General features: G+C 29.8%; 16 protein-coding genes and 2 pseudogenes. All 18 read right to left on the bottom strand.

Features of this window, described 5'->3' with window-relative positions:
- Nucleotides 1-865, bottom strand: a pseudogene (locus tag NE054_RS02745) (polysaccharide biosynthesis protein); the annotation flags it as partial.
- Nucleotides 862-1,467 carry a sugar transferase gene (locus NE054_RS02740; protein ID WP_012674717.1) on the bottom strand — a complete coding sequence of 202 codons (606 nt, stop codon included), beginning with the start codon at nucleotides 1,465-1,467 and terminating at the stop codon, nucleotides 862-864. The gene NE054_RS02740 and the pseudogene NE054_RS02745, both read right to left, overlap by 4 nt.
- Nucleotides 1,468-1,471: 4 nt before the next feature.
- Complete coding sequence (locus NE054_RS02735; protein ID WP_012673735.1) at nucleotides 1,472-2,617, bottom strand: DegT/DnrJ/EryC1/StrS family aminotransferase; 1,146 nt, start codon at nucleotides 2,615-2,617, stop codon at nucleotides 1,472-1,474.
- 1 nt (nucleotide 2,618) lies between these two features.
- The gene (locus NE054_RS02730; RefSeq protein WP_297888156.1) at nucleotides 2,619-3,833 is read right to left on the bottom strand and encodes an aminotransferase class I/II-fold pyridoxal phosphate-dependent enzyme; all 1,215 of its coding nucleotides are present in this window, start codon (nucleotides 3,831-3,833) and stop codon (nucleotides 2,619-2,621) included.
- Nucleotides 3,826-4,446: a GNAT family N-acetyltransferase gene (locus NE054_RS02725; RefSeq protein ID WP_297888154.1), complete on the bottom strand. Its 621-nt coding sequence runs from the start codon at nucleotides 4,444-4,446 to the stop codon at nucleotides 3,826-3,828. The genes NE054_RS02730 and NE054_RS02725 overlap by 8 nt, the downstream gene beginning before the upstream one ends.
- Nucleotides 4,446-5,669: a glycosyltransferase family 4 protein gene (locus NE054_RS02720; protein ID WP_297888152.1), complete on the bottom strand. Its 1,224-nt coding sequence runs from the start codon at nucleotides 5,667-5,669 to the stop codon at nucleotides 4,446-4,448. The genes NE054_RS02725 and NE054_RS02720 overlap by 1 nt, the downstream gene beginning before the upstream one ends.
- Nucleotides 5,663-6,754: a UDP-N-acetylglucosamine 2-epimerase (non-hydrolyzing) gene (gene wecB / locus NE054_RS02715; RefSeq protein ID WP_297888149.1), complete on the bottom strand. Its 1,092-nt coding sequence runs from the start codon at nucleotides 6,752-6,754 to the stop codon at nucleotides 5,663-5,665. The genes NE054_RS02720 and wecB overlap by 7 nt, the downstream gene beginning before the upstream one ends.
- Before the next feature lie 26 nt (nucleotides 6,755-6,780).
- Nucleotides 6,781-7,884, bottom strand: a complete 1,104-nt coding sequence (locus NE054_RS02710; protein WP_297888145.1) for a glycosyltransferase family 4 protein — start codon at nucleotides 7,882-7,884, stop codon at nucleotides 6,781-6,783.
- The gene (locus NE054_RS02705) at nucleotides 7,874-9,166 is read right to left on the bottom strand and encodes a hypothetical protein (RefSeq protein WP_297888143.1); all 1,293 of its coding nucleotides are present in this window, start codon (nucleotides 9,164-9,166) and stop codon (nucleotides 7,874-7,876) included. Before NE054_RS02705 ends, NE054_RS02710 begins: the two co-directional genes overlap by 11 nt.
- On the bottom strand, nucleotides 9,166-11,175 hold the full coding sequence (asnB, locus tag NE054_RS02700; RefSeq protein ID WP_297888141.1) for an asparagine synthase (glutamine-hydrolyzing): 2,010 nt from the start codon (nucleotides 11,173-11,175) through the stop codon (nucleotides 9,166-9,168). The genes NE054_RS02705 and asnB overlap by 1 nt, the downstream gene beginning before the upstream one ends.
- A 21-nt stretch (nucleotides 11,176-11,196) precedes the next feature.
- Complete coding sequence (locus NE054_RS02695; protein WP_297888138.1) at nucleotides 11,197-12,465, bottom strand: polysaccharide biosynthesis C-terminal domain-containing protein; 1,269 nt, start codon at nucleotides 12,463-12,465, stop codon at nucleotides 11,197-11,199.
- 22 nt (nucleotides 12,466-12,487) lie between these two features.
- Complete coding sequence (locus NE054_RS02690) at nucleotides 12,488-13,684, bottom strand: glycosyltransferase (protein ID WP_297888136.1); 1,197 nt, start codon at nucleotides 13,682-13,684, stop codon at nucleotides 12,488-12,490.
- A 6-nt stretch (nucleotides 13,685-13,690) separates the two neighbouring features.
- Nucleotides 13,691-15,280, bottom strand: coding sequence for a DegT/DnrJ/EryC1/StrS family aminotransferase (locus NE054_RS02685; RefSeq protein ID WP_297888134.1), 1,590 nt, complete (start codon nucleotides 15,278-15,280; stop codon nucleotides 13,691-13,693).
- Nucleotides 15,261-15,506, bottom strand: coding sequence for a hypothetical protein (locus NE054_RS02680; RefSeq protein ID WP_012674793.1), 246 nt, complete (start codon nucleotides 15,504-15,506; stop codon nucleotides 15,261-15,263). Before NE054_RS02680 ends, NE054_RS02685 begins: the two co-directional genes overlap by 20 nt.
- Nucleotides 15,503-16,126, bottom strand: coding sequence for an acyltransferase (locus NE054_RS02675; RefSeq protein ID WP_012673710.1), 624 nt, complete (start codon nucleotides 16,124-16,126; stop codon nucleotides 15,503-15,505). Before NE054_RS02675 ends, NE054_RS02680 begins: the two co-directional genes overlap by 4 nt.
- Complete coding sequence (locus NE054_RS02670) at nucleotides 16,113-17,078, bottom strand: Gfo/Idh/MocA family oxidoreductase (protein ID WP_297888130.1); 966 nt, start codon at nucleotides 17,076-17,078, stop codon at nucleotides 16,113-16,115. The genes NE054_RS02675 and NE054_RS02670 overlap by 14 nt, the downstream gene beginning before the upstream one ends.
- A 152-nt stretch (nucleotides 17,079-17,230) precedes the next feature.
- The gene (locus NE054_RS02665) at nucleotides 17,231-18,214 is read right to left on the bottom strand and encodes an IS481 family transposase (RefSeq protein ID WP_297888126.1); all 984 of its coding nucleotides are present in this window, start codon (nucleotides 18,212-18,214) and stop codon (nucleotides 17,231-17,233) included.
- A pseudogene (locus tag NE054_RS02660) lies at nucleotides 18,165-18,705 on the bottom strand (hypothetical protein); the annotation flags it as partial. The pseudogene NE054_RS02660 and the gene NE054_RS02665, both read right to left, overlap by 50 nt.

Below are 18,705 nucleotides of genomic sequence, written 5' to 3'. Positions count from 1 at the left end.
TGACTTTATCTTTATCTATATTAATTTCCTCTCTAAATAGTAAGTCTTCTATAGAGATGTCCTTTAAAGTTTTTACTGATAGTTCTATGTTGTTAGGGAGGTTTTTTAAACTTGGTACTATTTTTATATCATTTATTCCTTGCTCTTTAATAAAATTGTATAATCTTTTTATCTCTCTATGATTAAGACTTGGAATAGCTAAAATAACAGACTCTATTCTATTCTCCTTAATAACATCTTGAATATTATCTAGGCTGTTTAAAACAGGTACACCGTGAATAGTAGTACCTAATTTGTTAGGATCGTCATCTACAAATCCTACAGGATTATAATTTGGATCTTTTATTAAACCTCTTACAATCCTTTCTCCTGTTGACCCTGCACCTACTATAAGTGTTCTTTTACCACTTTTATTTATAGAAAAAATTTCTAAATAAATCCTTTTTGAGATTCTAAGCGATCCAATTAAAATTAGAGATATGAAAAAATCTATAACTAAAACAGATTGAGGAATAGACAAAGAGTTAAAATTTTTCTGTAGGAGATAATTCAAAAAGAAAATAACTACAAAAAAGGAAAGTAAACCTAAGAAAATTTTTGAGAGTTCACGAAGTCCAACGAATCTCCAGTTTAATTTATAAATATCTAAAAAATAGAAAATTAACACTTTACCTAAAGTTAAAGGTATTACCCAGTAAATTATTGAACTTTTATAATTTTCTGGTATGTTAAACTCAAATCTTAAGTAAAAAGAGAAAATAAAGCTAAACATGAAAATTAGTAAATCATTAAATAAAAAAAACAAAAATCTTTTTGCTTTTGTAGGTTCAAATATTTTTTTTAAAAAATCTTTTATTTTTCTCATCTTATTATCTTTTTAAGAGTTTTTAAAATAAGTTTTAAATCTGTCAAAAAGCTAATATCGTTAATATATTTTTTATAATATTTTATTTTTTCAGGTAACACCTTTTCAAGATAGACTTTTTCTACATCATTAGCACCTTTTAGTATCTCTTCTTCGTCTACATATTCTAAAGTAGCATAATCAGTGATACCAGGTTTAACTTTCAATATCTCGTTATAGTCTTCTTTATAAACTTCAACATACTTTGGAACTTCTGGTCTTGGACCTACTAAACTCATATCACCCTTTAATACATTTATAAGTTGAGGAAGTTCATCTAATTTGTATTTTCTTAAAAACTTTCCTATCTTTGTAATTCTTGGGTCATCTCCTTTTGTCACCTGAGAGCCCATCTTTCCAGCATTTTCTACCATAGTTCTAAACTTGTAAATTCTGAAAGGTTTTCCATATTGTCCTACTCGAACTTGTTTAAAGAATATACTACCACCATCTTCTTTTTTTATGAGAATAGCTATTATAATAAAAAAAGGTATTAGAAGGATAATTCCTATTAAAGCTAATAAAAAGTCTATAATTCTTTTTATATATTTCCTATAAATCATTTCATTACCTTTTGTTCTTATTTACAATATCTATAACATTTTCAATTATATAGTTTACCTCTTGTTGAGTCATTCCAGGGAAAATAGGTAAAGATAAAACTTTCTCAAAAATCCATTCACTATTAGGATAGTTTTTATCGTATCCTTGATCTTTATAGTAAGAAAACCTATATAAAGGTATAAAATGAATACTAGTTCCTATTCCCCTACTTTTAAGTTCTTCTATAAATTGATTTCTACTTATTTTTAGAGCTTCTAAGTTTAGTTTTAATGGATAAAGATGCCAAGATGAAACTCTATCACTTTTTACAATATAAGGTATTAATTCTTCATATTCTTTAAAGGCATGATTATAAGCATCGGCTATTCTTACTCTTTCTTCCCACATCCAATGAAGTTTTTTAAGCTGTGCAAGACCTAAAGCTGCGTTAATATCTGTCATATTATACTTATACCCATTGTCTAAAACATCATACTCCCAGCTTCCTTCTTTTGAATACCTTTTCCAAGCATCTTTGCTTATGCCGTGTAGTCTCAATATTCTGATTTTTTCAGCCCATTCGTCGTTATCTGTTGTTATCATTCCGCCTTCGCCAGTAGCAAGTGTTTTTGTTGCATAGAAGCTAAAAGCTGTTATATCTCCTATTATCCCTACTATTCTACCTTTATACCAAGCAGGTAAAGAGTGAGCAGCATCTTCTATAACAAAAAGGTTGTATTTTTTTGCTATTTCAAGAATTTCATCCATATCGGCTGGTTGTCCTGAGTAATGAACAGGTATTATGGCCTTTGTTTTAGGTGTGATTTTTTCTTCTATTTTTGAAGCATCAATAAGGTGCGTATCTTTTTCAACATCAACCAAAACAGGCTTTGCCTTAAAATAGTTAACTACCTCTGCTGTAGCAACAAAAGTGATAGTGGGAACTATAACTTCATCTCCTTCTTTTAATCCTATAGCTCTGAGTGCTAAATGAAGTCCAGCGGTACAGGAATTAACAGCAACAGCATTTTTAGAACCTATATACTCTTTAAATCTATTTTCAAATTCAACAGTTTTATAACCCATCGTAATCCAGCCTTTTTTAAGGCTATCTACTACTTCGTTTATCTCATCCTCTGTTATATAAGGTCTATGAAAGGGAATTTGCATATTAAGTTTCCTCCCTAATCAAATTTTCCGTTAAATAACAACCGATTATTTCATCTTTATTTTTCTTCAAAAATTCGTAAACTTTATCTATAAAGTCTTCGTTAATTTTACTGTGTGTTGGTAGATTCACTATATGTTTGCTTGCATACTCACTTATTGGATTTTCCCCATATCTATAATACCAGAACTCAAAATTAGATGTTATTGGATGTATGGGGGATAGAAACCAATCCCCAAGTTCTATTTTATTATCTTGAGCCAATCTAAAAAATTTATTTCTATCTTTAACAAGGAGTGGAAACCTGAGATACGTATGATCTGTATAATCTGGCTCAAAAGGAGGTTCAAAACCAAGATCAATAATTATCTTTTTATATAAACTAGCTATTTTTTTTCTATGACTGATTAACTTGTCTATTTTGTATTCATTATTAACTTTTTCAAAGTATTTGATTCCTTCCTCAGCTTGAACATCGCTAAATCCCTTTAGAAAATCTGGAGGCATTACCGGTTTTTCAAGCTCATAACCTTGAGAAGATCCTATTATCAAGTTTTTCTCACTTAAAAATCTATATGTTTTTAAAGCAACCCAATAAGTATTTGAAGAAAGTAATTTTTCTCTTATATTTAATAACCCTTTTAATAGAAAAGTTTCTTTAAAAGAAGGTTGTATAGCTTTTTTCTCTAATTTTCTTAATTTTTCTGCCATATCGGAATTGGTTGTTACAGCTATTCCTCCTAATCCTGTAGAAAAAGGCTTATTCCATTGTGTAGAATAAAAAGCAGCATCTGCTACAGTTCCGTTTTTTTTACCCTTATATGTTCCTCCAAATCCATGAGCACAATCTTCAATTACAAAAATATTATTCCTTTTCGCAATTTCTAAAATAAGATCAATATTTGCAGGAAGTCCAAATGTGTTTTGAGCTATAATTGCTTTTGTTCTTTTAGTGATTTTGTTTTCTATCTTTTGGGGGTCTATATTAAAAGTATCGGGCTCTATATCTATATAAATAGGTTTAGCTCCAAGATAGATTATTGGATTTACTGCAACTACGCATGTAAAAGCTGGCAAAATAACTTCATCTCCCTCTTTTATACCAATAGCCTTTAATATTGCATACAGTGCTACTCTACCTTTCCAGAATAAAAAGACGTTATCTAAAGAAAGATATTCACTAATTTTTGCTTTAAAAACATCCGTTTTTTTACTCATTTTTTACCTCTGATTTTATATTATAAACGTATATGTATGATTTTTCTCCTTTATGAATTTCTATTTCTGCTATTTTTTTACATCCCATTTTTTCGTAAAATCTTATTGCTTTAGTTAAATTTGAACCAACTACAATTTTAAATGAATATATTTTGCGTTTTTTAAACTCTTCAACTAACGTGTTAAAGAGTAAAGAAGATATACCTTTCCCTTGAAAATTTTTATCAACAACTATACTTAAAAGTTCTGCGTCTGGAACACTTGGAATGATACTTTTTTTCTTAGGGTAAAGGATTGTTTCTATAAGCTTAAAAAAATTTTTAGGTTTAAAGATTTGCGGAAATAAAGTAAAAGAAGCTTCAAGAAATTTTTCTTTAAAAAATCCCTTATATAATTCTGATATACTTTGAGTTCCTGAAATAAACCCAATAATATTTTCATTGTATTTTGCTACAATACAAAAAGAATTATCCGATTTGGATATATAATCATAAAGTGTAACCAAAAATTTGTTACCTAAAGATGATATAAATCCAGAAGATATATATAACTTATGTAATTGTGCTACATTCTTAATGTCTTCCAATTTTGTTTTTTTTTCAATTTTAATCATTATTTTAATTCCTCTAAAGCCTTTATCAGTTTTTTTGCTAACTTTTCATACGAGTGATTTTCGATAACATATTTTTTTCCATTTTCACCAAGCTTTTTTCTTTCCCCTTGACTCATATTGTATAATTTCAAGATAGCTTCAGCAATTGCCTTTGGATTTTCTGCCTCTACAGACATACCACAATTTGCCATAGTTACGATATCATTTTTTGTGTTTATTGCGTGTATTATAGGTTTTCCTGCATACATATAATCAAAAATTTTATTAGCTGATACTCCATATTTATAAATATTCTTATTCCTCCATCCTATATAACAGGCATCTACTAAACTTAACAGACTTTGAACCTGCCTTTTTGGAATAGCTGGTAAAAATTTAATATTATCATAACCTTCAGCCATTTTTTGTAATTTTTCTTTTTCTCCTCCTTCTCCAACTATAAGAATTAAAATATCTTTATAATCTTTCAAAATTTTCCCAGCTTCGACTAAATACTCTAATGCGTTAGCTATCCCTACTGTACCAGTGTAAGCAACTTTGAATTTATCCATAGGAATTTGCTTTTTGATGTCTTCGTTTAAAGGTTCAGTTCTTTCCATATCCTCTAAGTCTACTCCGTTTGGGATATATATAAAATTTTTATCTTTATAACCGTTATCTTTGAGATACTCTCCATAATTTGGTAAAACTGATACAATCAGATCACTTTTTTTAATAGCCATATCTTCAAAATATTTAAGTAGCTTAATAAATGGATGCTTGGGAGAGTAATTACCAAGTTCAATTATTGAAAGAGGCCAAATATCCCTGACTTCAAAGATTAACTTTGAATTATGTTTTTTGGCTAATTTATAAGCAGGTAATACAGGTAAAGTTTCATTAGTTGAAATAATAATATAGTCTGGTTTAGACAATTTGCTTAAAGGTAACTTAAATAAGAAGTAAGTGAAAAGGAACCATTTTACTAATCTTTTTTTATCCCAAGATTTTTTATATTGAGGAACTTTTATCCAAAGATAATCAATTCCATCAATTTTTTCTAACTCAAATCTATCTTTTACTTTAGGAGGATTTTTGAATAGATGTGAATATGAAGCTGTTATTATTGTAACATTGTAGCCAAACTTTAAAAGTTCTTTACCTAGGTAGTAATGTCGCACTCCCATTCCATGATAAGGAGAACCTGCATATTCGTTTATAATCCATATATTCTTCTTTACCATACTTGAGTTAAAACCTCAATAATTTTATCAGAAGCATCACCTTTTCCATAGAAGTGCTCAATTATATTATATTGCTTTTCACCGTTTAAAACCTCTAATGAGTATTTTACAATATCTTCTGCCTTATTTCCAACAAGTTTATTAAATCCTATTTCTACCAATTCAATCCACTCTGTCTCATTTCTTGGAATTACACACGGTGTTCCCCAGAAATAACCTTCTTTTTGAACACCACCTGAATCTGTTATTATAAGTTTGGCATTCTTTTCAAGGGCTAACATCTCAAAATAAGAAACAGGTTCTATTAATAATAGATTCTCATTTTTTAAGTTGATATTAATTCCAGCTTCGTTTAAAGCTCTTTTTGTTCTTGGATGAGTTGGGAATATAATTCTATACCCATAAGATGCAATCTCGTTTAAAGCTTCCCAGATATTTGTAAGATTCTCTCTAAAGTCTGTGTTTTCTGCCCTGTGTATTGTGGCTAAAATAAACTCTTTTGGATTTAATCCATATTTACTTAAAACTTTTTCCTCATCAACCCTCTTAATACTCTCCAAGGCAATATCAAACATTACATCTCCCACTTGGTAAACACCTTTAGAAATACCTTCTTTGTGTAAATTTTCAACGGCTGTCTTAGTAGGTGCAAATAGAAATGTAGATATATGGTCTGTCAGAACTCTATTTATCTCTTCTGGCATCTTCTTATTATAACTTCTCAAGCCTGCTTCTACATGGGCAACAGGTATATGAAGTTTTGCAGCTGCCAATGCTCCTGCCAGTGTAGAGTTTGTATCTCCATAAACTATTACAATATCCGGCTTTTCTTTAAGTAAGACTTTCTCTATTTCTATAAGCATTTTTCCAGTTTGCTCTCCATGATTTCCCGACCCAATGCCAAGGTAGTAATCCGGCTCCGGAAGACCAAGCTCTTTGAAAAAGACATCGGACATATTAAAGTCATAGTGCTGTCCAGTATGAACTAAAATTTCTTTAATCCCTTTTTCTCTTAACTTTTTAGAAACCAACGCAGCTTTTATAAACTGTGGCCTTGCCCCTACAATGGATATTATTTTCGTCAAATCACTTCCTCCTTATATCATTTATATTATTTTAGAATTTTAAAATATATATCTAATAATTTCTTTTCTTCATTTTCCCAATTATATTTCGTCATAACAAGCTTTCTTCCATTTTCTCCCATAGTTTTAGCTATGTGATCATTTTCTAAAAGATAGTTTATTCCGTTAGCTATCTCTTTTGGGTTCAAAGGATCAACACATATACCACAATTATTTCTTTCTATTATCTCTTTCCAAAGTGGAAAGTTAGATGCTATAACAGGAATACCTGCTGACATATACTCAAACATTTTTACAGGTAGACTATCTAGGTAATTTATTGTTGGATATAATGTTACCAGTCCTATCTTAACATTTTTTAGAATTTCTTTTACTTTATCTCTTCCAACGAAACCATAGTATCTAACCTTACTCCAACCTTTTAATGACTTAATATACTCTTCTAACTCTTTACTTTCAAAATTACCAGCAAGATGAAGTGTAGTATTTGTATATTCAAGTGCTTTTATAACTTCTTCAATCCCCCTTATTTTTGTTATTCCACCAATATAGCAAATTTCATTTTTTCTTATATCCCAATTTACTGGTTCATATAGTTCATCAATTTTTGGATAGTTATTGATATCTACTGTATTTTTATTTATCTCTTTAAATCTATCTCTAATATAAGGGGTTGCTGTTATTATAACGTCAAATTTTTTAGCTGCATAATTTTCATAAATTTCAAACATTTTAGAAACTATTGGTTTTATAAATCTATTAAGATAAGGCTTTGTTAAAATATGTCTTGGAACGTCTTCATGAACATCATAAATTACTTTTTTACCTAATTTTTTAAGCTTTAATCCAACGGGAATTAGTTCTGGATCGTGAAAATGATAAACATCGGCTTTTTGATTAACTGCCAATATAAAGGCTTGTTTCGAAGTTTTAAACATCCTTTGAATACGATCTTTATGTTTTTTTAAAGCTATGATATTTATATCATTCACTGTTTCGTTGATATCATGGGGAGCAATAATAGTTAAATTATATCCAGCTTTTTTTAATGAGATTGCCTCTTTGTGAAATATACGAACATCAAAAGGTGAATGCACAGTAGTAACAATACATATGTTTTTATTTATCATATAATTCACCTCCAAAATTAGATTTAGATTTATCTATTCTAAAATTAAAAGTAGAAAGTATAAATAAATAAAGTGCTAATCCATGAGATAAAAGTACCGTTTTCAGATCCGATGAAAGCATAAGTGAAATTATAAAAGGAGAGAACGAAATAAATACAAACTCTTTACCTAATTTTTTTGCTTTTTGGTCAAGAAACTTTAAAATTAATCCAATAAATATTGCATATACAATGAGTCCTAAAAAACCTGCGTGAGCATATCCTGAACCCAACCATCCTGTATTAGCACTTGTTAATGCGTTGTTAAAGAAAAATTCTCCTATAACATTTGGAACTGGTAAATCATAAGGATATCCTATAATTTTGTCTAATAGAAGCCATTTACTATCTGTCCAAAAAACTTTTGGATTTGAAGAAAAAAACTCGTAGTATACAAAGTTTAGTTGTACAGGAACAAAAAAAACTCTGTCTATAAATAAAGCCTTTATCCAAGGTTCAAACCATAGATAATCTAAAATTATAGCTAATATTGATATTAAAATTAGAATTACCGGTACAAATGGTATCGGATTTTTTAAAATTTTTATAATAAAGTGTAAACCCATTACCATAAAAAGTAAAAAAAGATATTGTTTATGAGATGTTAGAGCAAAGATAATTATATAAAATAGAATTAACAGTAGGAATGCACCATAACGTTTTTTTAACAAAGTAATAGTTCCAAGGAAAGACGCAAAAATAATGCTTAAGGAGTGTGTAATATATCCCCATAATCCAGAACTTATCTCTTCTATTTCAAATCTATAGTAATAAACATCTGATAAATTTAGGTTAAAGTAATTCTTATATTTATATGATAATACGATGATATATAAAATGAAGAAAATAAATAGTGTCTTATATATTGTCTGAAGGTTTACCTCTAAAATATGAAGAATTGGGAAAGTTAATCTAATTTTTGTTATAAGTAGTATTATTGAAAATGCAAAAAAACATTCAAGTATGTATATTGTTGCTTGATTTTCTACGGCATAAAGAACTAGCATAAAGAAGAACGGAAAAATGAAATGAATATGGATAAGTAAGTCTGAAGGTTTTGAAAATTCTTTTGGTAATAATATTGATAAAATTAGTATTATTAAAATCCCAGTAAAAATTTTAATAATATTCAAATTCCAGAAATAGCCTTGGTACGAAAACAAATCTGCAATAAATCTATTATATACAAAAATGAAAAAAATATAAAGTAGTGTGTATAACACAAAAATTTTAAATACTTTCATTATCTAAAACTACCCTCAAAAAACATTTTATACCAAAGTCCAAGGTTAAAAAATCTCCAAAGTGTAAATCCTCTATTAAAAATAATTTCACTTTTTAAATCATTTTTTAGTTTTTGTATATTTGCAATATCTTTCAATATATGAGATTCAAACATGATATCTTCTACAAAACCTTTATTAATCCTTAGCCATTTTTCTTCTGGTGTTGCAAAACCTACCTTATCTACTCTCTTCCTAATTTGTTCCGGTAAAACTCCGTCCATGGCTTGCCTTAAAACATACTTTGAAAATCCGTTATGAATTTTATAAACCGAAGGTATTTCAAAACAGTATTCTATCAAGTTTATATCGTCAGCAAAAGGTGTTCTTGATTCTATACTGAATCGCATTGAATTTCTATCTTCATACCTTAGTAATCTTTTTAAGCTAAAGCCAGTTATCAACTGATGAAGTTGTTGATTAAGACTATTGGGAATTTTCTCTTGTCTATCTTTAATCCTGTATGAAAATTCTTTATAAAATTCTGGATTAAGTAAAGATATTGGATAAGATATTCTTTTAATTAAAAAGTCTCTTATCTTAGGAAAAGTTAAGAACTTTCCTAACTCTGATTTTATAGCCATTTTTATTATTGATTTAATATCTATAGGAGAGTTATTTACATTTTTTATTTCATTTATTAAATCAGTAAAATCAAAATTCTTTATAAGTTCTCTGTAGTAGGTAGGAAAATATCCTATATAACCTGTAAATAACTCATCTCCTCCTTGACCATCCAATAGAACTTTTACACCACTTTCATATGCAGCTTTCATTACCCTATACTGTGCATATATACTTGTAGATCCGAAAGGAATGTCTTGAGTGTATATAAGGTCTTCTAAATCTTCTATTAGTTCCTTTTCTGTAGGAAAAGTTCTTATCCATTGAGATTTAGTACTTTCTACAACTATCTTTGCCCAATTACTTTCGTCTACCTTGTCATCTTTATAAGAAGCTGTAAAACATTTTATATAGTCTCCTACTTGAGATAAATGTTGATTTTTAATTATTTCATTCATCACGCAAACAATGGTTGAGCTGTCAAGCCCACCACTTAAACATGATCCAACACTTGCATCAGACCTAAGTCTTAATCTAATCGCCTCAAATATAAGTTCTCTAATCTCGGATATATACTTTTTCTCTTTCTCCGGATTATATTTTTCAAATTTATCATAGTATAAAAGCTCATAATACTTATGGAGTTTAAATTCAAAGTTATTCAAATTTAAAACTATATTGTAAGAAGGTTTTAATTCTCTTATTTCTTTGAAAAAACTCTCTTCTCCCTGTTCTTCCAGACCCAAGGCAATGTAGTCAAAAACAGCTTCGTAATTAACTTCTTTTTTTATAAAAGGAAGTCTAAGTAAAGCTTTTATCTCAGAAGCAAAAGCAAAGTAATTATCATCTTTGTAGTAGTATAACGGCTTTACTCCAAATCTATCTCTTGATAAAAATAAGATATTTTTTCTTAAATCAAGTATTGCAAAAGCCCACATACCGTTGAACTTGCTTACACAATCAAACCCCCATTCTATATAAGACTTTAATAGAACTTCAGTATCTGTATTTGTAATAAAAGTATAACCTTTTTGTTTTAACTCTTCTCTCAACTCTAAATAGTTATATATCTCTCCATTAAAAACAATCCAAACTTTTTGAGCTTCATCACACATAGGTTGATGTCCGGCCGGAGAAAGATCTAATATAGATAGTCTCCTATGTCCTAAAGCAACCTTAAATTTTTTACCTTCAAGGGAATTAATATGACTTTTCGGTGAATACAGGAAGTTAGAATTCCATACTTTATCTGGTGTATCATTTCCACCTGCGACAATTATATTATTCTCATACATAAAGATAAATCCTTCATCATCTGGTCCACGGTGTTTTATAGTATTTGCCATGTCTCTTATTAAAGTTGAGTTTATATTTTCATTACAAACCAAACCAACTATACCGCACATGTTTCAAAATCCCTCTTTATCCTATATTTTAAGTTTATTAACTGCAAATTTTAAATCATCAACTGATGGCAATAATTTTGTAGGAGGTATACCTGTATCTCTAATAAAGGAATAAATTAAAAAGAAGGCTGTGGCTATATATGATAAGCTTGCTGAGATTGCAGCTCCAGAATAACCATATAACGGAACAAGAGTTAAATTAAAAATTAATGTAACAATTAAACCAATAAATGATGCTTTTGTATTAATAATATACTTGCCTATACCTGCAAAGTAATGACTTATTATTACAGAATAACCAAAAATAGTTATTCCAGGAGATAAAAGGATTATAATCTGTTTAACAGAGCTAAAGTCCTTTCCTAGTATTATAGAAAATAAACTTTCTGGAATTAGTATTAATAAGCAAACAGCTATAAAAGTGGCTAAAAAAGATAACTTTGCAAGCATTAGTGTTATTCTTTGGGAGTAAGATATATCATTAGAGTTTGCTATTTTTGAATATTGAACTAAGGATATGCTTCCGCAAATAGTCCATATCGCTTCTGATATTACAACTCCTACTGAATATATTCCAACAGCAGAAACACCTGAAAAATAATTTAATACAAAAAAACTAAATCTATAATTAAGATACTGAATTACATTACTAAGTTGTGCAAAGAATCCGTATTTTAATATTTCCTTTAAGGAAGATTTCAAAGAAAGATTTTCAACTTTAGATGGCAGGTTCTTGATAATAGGAATAATACTCATAAGTAATGAAGCTATATACCCTGAATACAACGAAACTATAAAAGAATTTAATTCAACTTTATGAAATACAAGCAATAAAATAGCAAACAATATGAAATTTACCAAAAGTTGTAAAAGATTAACTAAGTTTTGAAAAATTATTTTTTCAAAAGCAAGAAGGATTACAGTATGAATTGAAAGGATAGATAACAAAAAACCAATTAAAAAAACATGAAAAATAATACTTTTATCAACTGAATGAGTTAAAAACAAAAAAGCAGTTATAACGATACTAACAAAAAAAGCCCAGAAATAAGACAAGATTGCAGACTGAATAACAAAATTTCTACTCTTATTTCTTGGTATTAGATATACCAGTGCTGCACCTCCTATAAATCCGCTAAAAAGATTTATTAAACCAGCAGATGCAGTTAAAAGTGATATATAACCTCTTCCTTCAGCACCAAGGTAATTGGTAGTTAAAATAAGTGTAGCAAATGAAATTATTAGAGAAAATACACGTGTAGTAAAAGTAGAAAAGATACTTTTAATCATATTTTATCCTTTTATTGTCTACTTATTTTAGTACTTCAATTTTAGCTATTGATTTGTATATCTCTTGAAACTGCTTACCAACTACTTCATAACTAAATTTGCTTTTTGCATATTGAGATATTTTTTCTCTATCATATTTATGGGAATTATCAAGCATATACAATATCGCTTGAAGCAACTGTTCACGATTTCTGGGTTCTATAAGTATTCCGCAATCTTCAGTAACAAAATCCTCAGGACCACCGCATCTTGTAGCTATTACTGGAACACCACAAACCAAAGCTTCCGCAGTTGCAACAGAGAATGTCTCATAATTACTGTTTGTAATTAGGAAATCTGCGTCTTCTAAAAATTTATATACTTCTTCTGGTTTTTTTAATCCGTGAAAAAACACATATTTATTAAGAAGCCCAAGTTCTTTGGCTTGGTTTTGAAGCTTTTCTCTATCAACGCCATCACCAAGGATATGAAATTCAAAATCATCTCTGTTTTTTTCATAAGCGACTTTATTCAAGACTAAAAGAATATCGCTTATATTTTTTTCTCTATCGTATAACAAAGAAATATGTAGAATTTTTTTCTTTTTATTGTCGATTTTTGATTGAACACAGTTGATTTTTATATCGACAACATTTGGAACAACAAAATATTTATTATATAGACTACGTTTTAGCATAGCATCTTTTAGATAATTAGATACAGTAGTAACGGCACTTGCATTTTTTATAATTAATTTAGTAAATAGTTTTGTTATTAATCCTTTATAATCTCCATTATTTGGTATATATCCGCTCCAATGCTCTGTAATCAAATAAGGGATATTTATTAATTTTTTAAGTAATAATCCTGTGATTCCAGCGTAAAGAGCAACATTAACGTGCACTAAATCTGGCTTACCAAAATTTTCTTTTATAATCTTTAAACCTAAATAGCTTGCTTTAAGATATCTATAAAAATTTATAAATTTTGACACACCTTTTACTTTTGAAAAACGCTTGTAATAAACTCTAACAGTTGGTATATTATTTTCAATGGAATATTCTATATCATAAATTTTATCTTTTAGAGATTTATCGGCTGTTACAAATAAAACAGCAACATCAGAATATAAAGAAACTGCCTCTGCGTGTCTTTTAATAAAAATACCAGCTATAGGATGAATACGGCTTGGATACCATGAAGCAAGAAAAAGAACTTTAAACCTTATATTGTTTTCCATATCTTTTTAATTTTCCTCCACTTGTTTTATAGTTTCTACAATTATATTAATTTCTCTTTCCTCCATCAATGGCTCAATAGGTAGGCTTAAAACACTTTTAGATGCAAGCTCACTATTTTTTAAACTTTCAAAAATCTCCATACCATTGTTTACAAAAACTTTCATCTTATGAAGAGGCACCGGATAGTATACCATAGAGTCTATTCCGTTTTCTTTTAAATACTTTTGCAGTTGATTTCTATCTTTTTCTATCAATCTTACTGTGTACTGATGATACACATGGTAAGCTCTTGGATGTTCAGATGGTGTTTTTAGCCAGTTTAAACCTTTAAGATGGTTATTATAGATGTTTGCTATTTTTCTTCTTCTTTCTGTAAACTCATCTATATACTCCATTTTAGCCAGTAAAACTGCAGCCTGAATAGTATCAAGTCTTGCATTATAACCAATATGGTCTACATTGTACTTATCCTTTCCACCGTGTTTTAGTAGCATACGAATAACTTCAGCAATTTCTTCATCCTTTGTCGTTATCATTCCACCGTCGCCAAATCCACCTAAATTCTTAGATGGAAAAAAGCTAAAACATCCCACATCACCAAAAGGCCCTGTCATCTTGCCATCCCATTTTGTACCAAAACTCTGAGCACAATCTTCTACTACAAAAAGATTGTACTCTCTGGCAATATCCATAATTTCATCCATATTACAAGGATGACCGTATAAATGAACAGGAACTATTCCTTTTACCCTTGAACAATACTTGTCAAGAGCTTTTTTTATCAGTTGTGTATCAATGGTATAATTTTCTAAGTCTATATCAACAAACAAAGGTGTGGCTCCACTCCTGAGTATTGAGTCTCCAGTTGCAGTAAATGTAAAAGGAGTCGTTATTATAAGGTCGTCCTTGTTCCAGTACTCCTGTTTCTTTCTTATTATAGCTAGAGCCCTTAAAGCCAAGACAAGAGCATCTGTTCCAGAAGATACTCCAACAGCGTATTTTGTCCCTATGTAGTTTGCTACTTTTTCTTCAAGTTTTTTTACTTCATCTCCAAGGATAAAATTGGATTTATTTATAACTTTATCTATATTTTCTTCTATTTTTGGGTACATATAGTAAGTTTCTCTCGTTAGGTCTAACATAGGAATATTTGTTTTTTCATTTTCCTTTACATACTTTTCAACAAACTCTTTTGGAGATATTGTAATATCAGGATATTTATTTAGTAAATTTTCATTTCTTGTTAAAATTAAACCATTAATCGCTTTCGCACTTGATATTAATAAAGAATCTTCTACATCATCCCAATCTATCTCTATATAGGTAGGAGTTTTAGCTAACTTGAAAAAAGATAAAATCTCCTTTAAAAAATTATTAACTATTTTTATTTTATGCTGTCTTTTCATATCTGGGTAAGCATCTGAAATATACTTATACTTTAAAAACACAAAATTATCAAGAGATGAAGAAGATACAAATGCAAAATCTTTGTATTTCAAGTAATCAAAAGCTTCTACTGAATAAGGAAACTTTTTTCTTCTTTTTTCTTCATAGTAATCTAAAAGAATGTTTAAATCAATCAGAATATTTCTCATTATAAAACTCTCCTACAGCTTCGTAAAGTTTCTCATCATCATCAAAATCTACTGAGTTTGTTTTCATACCTATTTCTTTCCAATTTTTTTCAATATACTCATCACTCCACTCTTCTTTATCTTCTTCACTTTTAATAATTTCTACACCATCTTTTTCAAAATGTTTTAACAACCATAGTAAATTATCTAAAATTTCCTCGTTTAAAACATTAATTATAATTTTCATACTTTTTCCTCTAAAGGATAGAATTTATTACCTTCTAAAAGATATCTACTTTTACAACTTTTACAAATAATTTCTATCTTTCCATCTTTTTTTACTACATCACCTTTTATCCTGTCTTTATGGACTAAAACTACTCCACATTTACAAACCCAACCAACCCTTTTAGCAGGAACTCCAGTGTAAAGAGCGTAATCCTCAACATCACAAACTACTACAGCTCCTGCCCCTACCATTGCGTATCTCCCTATGGTGTTTCCACAAACTACAGTTGCGTTAGCTCCTATTGTAGCACCGGTTTTAACAATGATTTTTTTAAATTCGTGTTTCCTTTCTATAAATGCTCTGGGTGTTAGAACATTTGTAAAAACACAGGAAGGTCCACAAAAAACGTAATCTTCAAGCTCTACACCTTTGTATATAGAGACGTTATTCTGTATTTTACATCCGTCTCCTATTTTTACATCCGGACCTATCATACAGTTCTGTCCAATAATACAGTTTTTACCGATTTTTGTATTTGGTAAAATATGGGAAAAATGCCATATTTTTGTTCCTTCTCCTATATCTACAGGTTCATCTATGTACGCAGATTCATGGACAAAGTAATTACTCTTTTCCATACAACTTCTCCACAGCTAGAGGATGAGCTCTCTCATTAAATCCAACGGGATTTAAATTCCTGATTTGATAAACTAATTCAATAGAAGGTCTTGCATCTTCAAGACCAAAACCACCACCGTTTAGAATGTCTTTATACACTACTGTATGTAAATCTGTAAACCCTTCTGAAAATTCTATCTCTTCCCCATCAAAAGTTATAGACCTGTAAGTTCTTTGGCCTTTTTGTTTTATTTCTTCTGGAAGGTCGTTGTAATCTACAGATAGAAACCATCTTACATTTGCTTTTTCAAGTTCTATATACCCAGACATCTTCTTTAAAGGTTCTGAGTAATGTACTTCTGTATGCTTAACATCTCCAAAAATCCAGATAAGCATATCAAAAAAGTGAATTCCAATATTTGTTGCTACTCCTCCAGATTTTGATAAATCTCCTTTCCAAGAAACAAAATACCAGTTACCTCTTGAAGTAATGTAAGTCAAATCTATATTATATTTTTTATTTTTTGCTTTGTATTCGTTTTGAATTCTATCTCTTAAAGAAATTATAGAATCGTGAACTCTAAGTTGTAAAACATTGTAAACCTTTCTTCCAGTTTCTTTTTCTATCTCACTAAGAGCATCTATATTCCAAGGATTCAGGACAAGGGGTTTTTCACATATTGCATCTGCATCATTTCTCAATGCAAACCTAATATGCGCATCGTGTAAATAGTTGGGTGAGCAGATAGAGACATAATCCACCTTTTCCCCTTTTCTTCTGAGTTTATCTATAAATCTGTCAAATCTTTCAAACTCTGTAAAAAAATGAGCATCAGGGAAGTAGCTATCTAATATCCCTACACTATCACACTTATCTAAAGCTGCAACTAAGATATTGCCTGCATCTTTTATAGCCTTCATGTGTCTTGGTGCTATGTACCCAGCTGCTCCTATCAATGCAAATTTTTTCATAAAAAAACCTCCTATTTTACCTCATCAAAGTTGATGTATGAGTTCTATACATCGTGAACACCTTCACCTAAAAATTTTATCATACTCCATAAACAATGTCTACTGGTTGTATGAGTTCTATACATCGTGAACACCTTCACCTAAAAATTTTATCATACTCCATAAACAATGTCTACTGGTCTTTTGTATCCTAAAGAATGATGTGGCCTTATAAAATTGTACTTCCTTACATACTTCCTTAACTTCTTATTCATCTCCTCTAATGTGTAATCTAATCCCTCTATCAACCATAACTCCTCTTCTATTGTCCTTATCAATCTCTCTACAACACCATTAGTCTTTGGACTCCTTGGATAGCTAAAGTAATGTTCTACTCCTATATCCGTTAAATACTTGTTAAACTCCCCTAAAAACTCACTCCCGTTATCTGTTTGTACCCTCTTTATCTCAAATTCAAAATACTCATTTAACTCAATATAAAATTCTTTTGTTTTCTTTGAATTTTTACTTTCATATACCCGTGCAAAACGAAATCTGCTATACTTATCTATAGCTGTGAATTGGTAATATGTTGCACCTGCGATGTTCAGGTGTTTTACGTCTATTTGTACTACATCCCCTGGGGCTTGAGCTTGCAAGCCTCTTTTTGTCCTTTTCTTCTTTATACTCTTTTTTCTTTTGTTTTGTATTTTAATTGATTTTGTTCTCTCTATTAATCCTTCTTCTTTTAATACTTTATACACTGTAGATGGTGATACTTTTATGTTTTTTTCTTCTTGTAGATATACTGATATTTTTTCTTTGCTCCAAGTTGGGTTTTGTTTCCTGACTTTTATTATTTGTTCTCTGTACTGATTTCTTATAGTTGGTTTTCTTGTGTTTTTTGGTGTTTTAGGTCTATCAAGAAGTCCTTCAAGTCCGTCTTTTTTGTATCTTTCAAACCATTTATAGAAGGTAGTTCTTGATATTCCGAAGTATCTGCAGGTTTTGGATATATTTTTTGTATCTTGGTAGTGCTGTATCCATTTTAGTCTTTTTTTGGCTTCTTTTGTTAAAGGAATGTCTTTAATCTTGTTTGATAGTTTTTTAGGAAAGAGTGTTGTCATATACATAGGGGTTCCTATAATACCTTTCATATAACCTACCTCCTGTTTTTGTTGAAATTATTTTAAAGGGGTAGGTGTTCACTGTGTATTGAAACTTATACACAAGCTCTTCCTCATTTATTTTTTGGATTTTTTCGCTAAAGTAGTCTTCCACTTTCCAATAGGCTATCTCTTCTATATTTCCCTTTCTGTCAATTATTAAAAAATGACCAGGCTTTAGTTTATAGGTGTTTTCAAAGATGCTATGAGGGGATGTAATGTAGCCATATTGGAGATATAGACTCAAGGCTTGTATGTTTAGCTTTTTCTCAAAGCCTGGATGTTGGTGAAAAGCCTTAAGCTCGGAAGCAAACATAAAAAGCCCATCCTTGTAATACCAATAAAGTGGCTTTACTCCAAGACGATCTCTGCATAGTATAAGTTTTTGGTCTTTTTTGTCGTATATAGCAAAGGCAAACATACCTCTAAACTTGTGTACTGCGGATATCTCCCATCTATGAAAAGCCTTTAGAACTACTTCC

The sequence above is a fragment of the Sulfurihydrogenibium sp. genome (genome assembly GCF_027448985.1).
Classification (GTDB): Bacteria; Aquificota; Aquificia; order Aquificales; family Hydrogenothermaceae; genus Sulfurihydrogenibium.
Note: the sequence above shows the minus strand (reverse complement) of the source record. Positions and strands in the feature narration are given on the sequence as shown.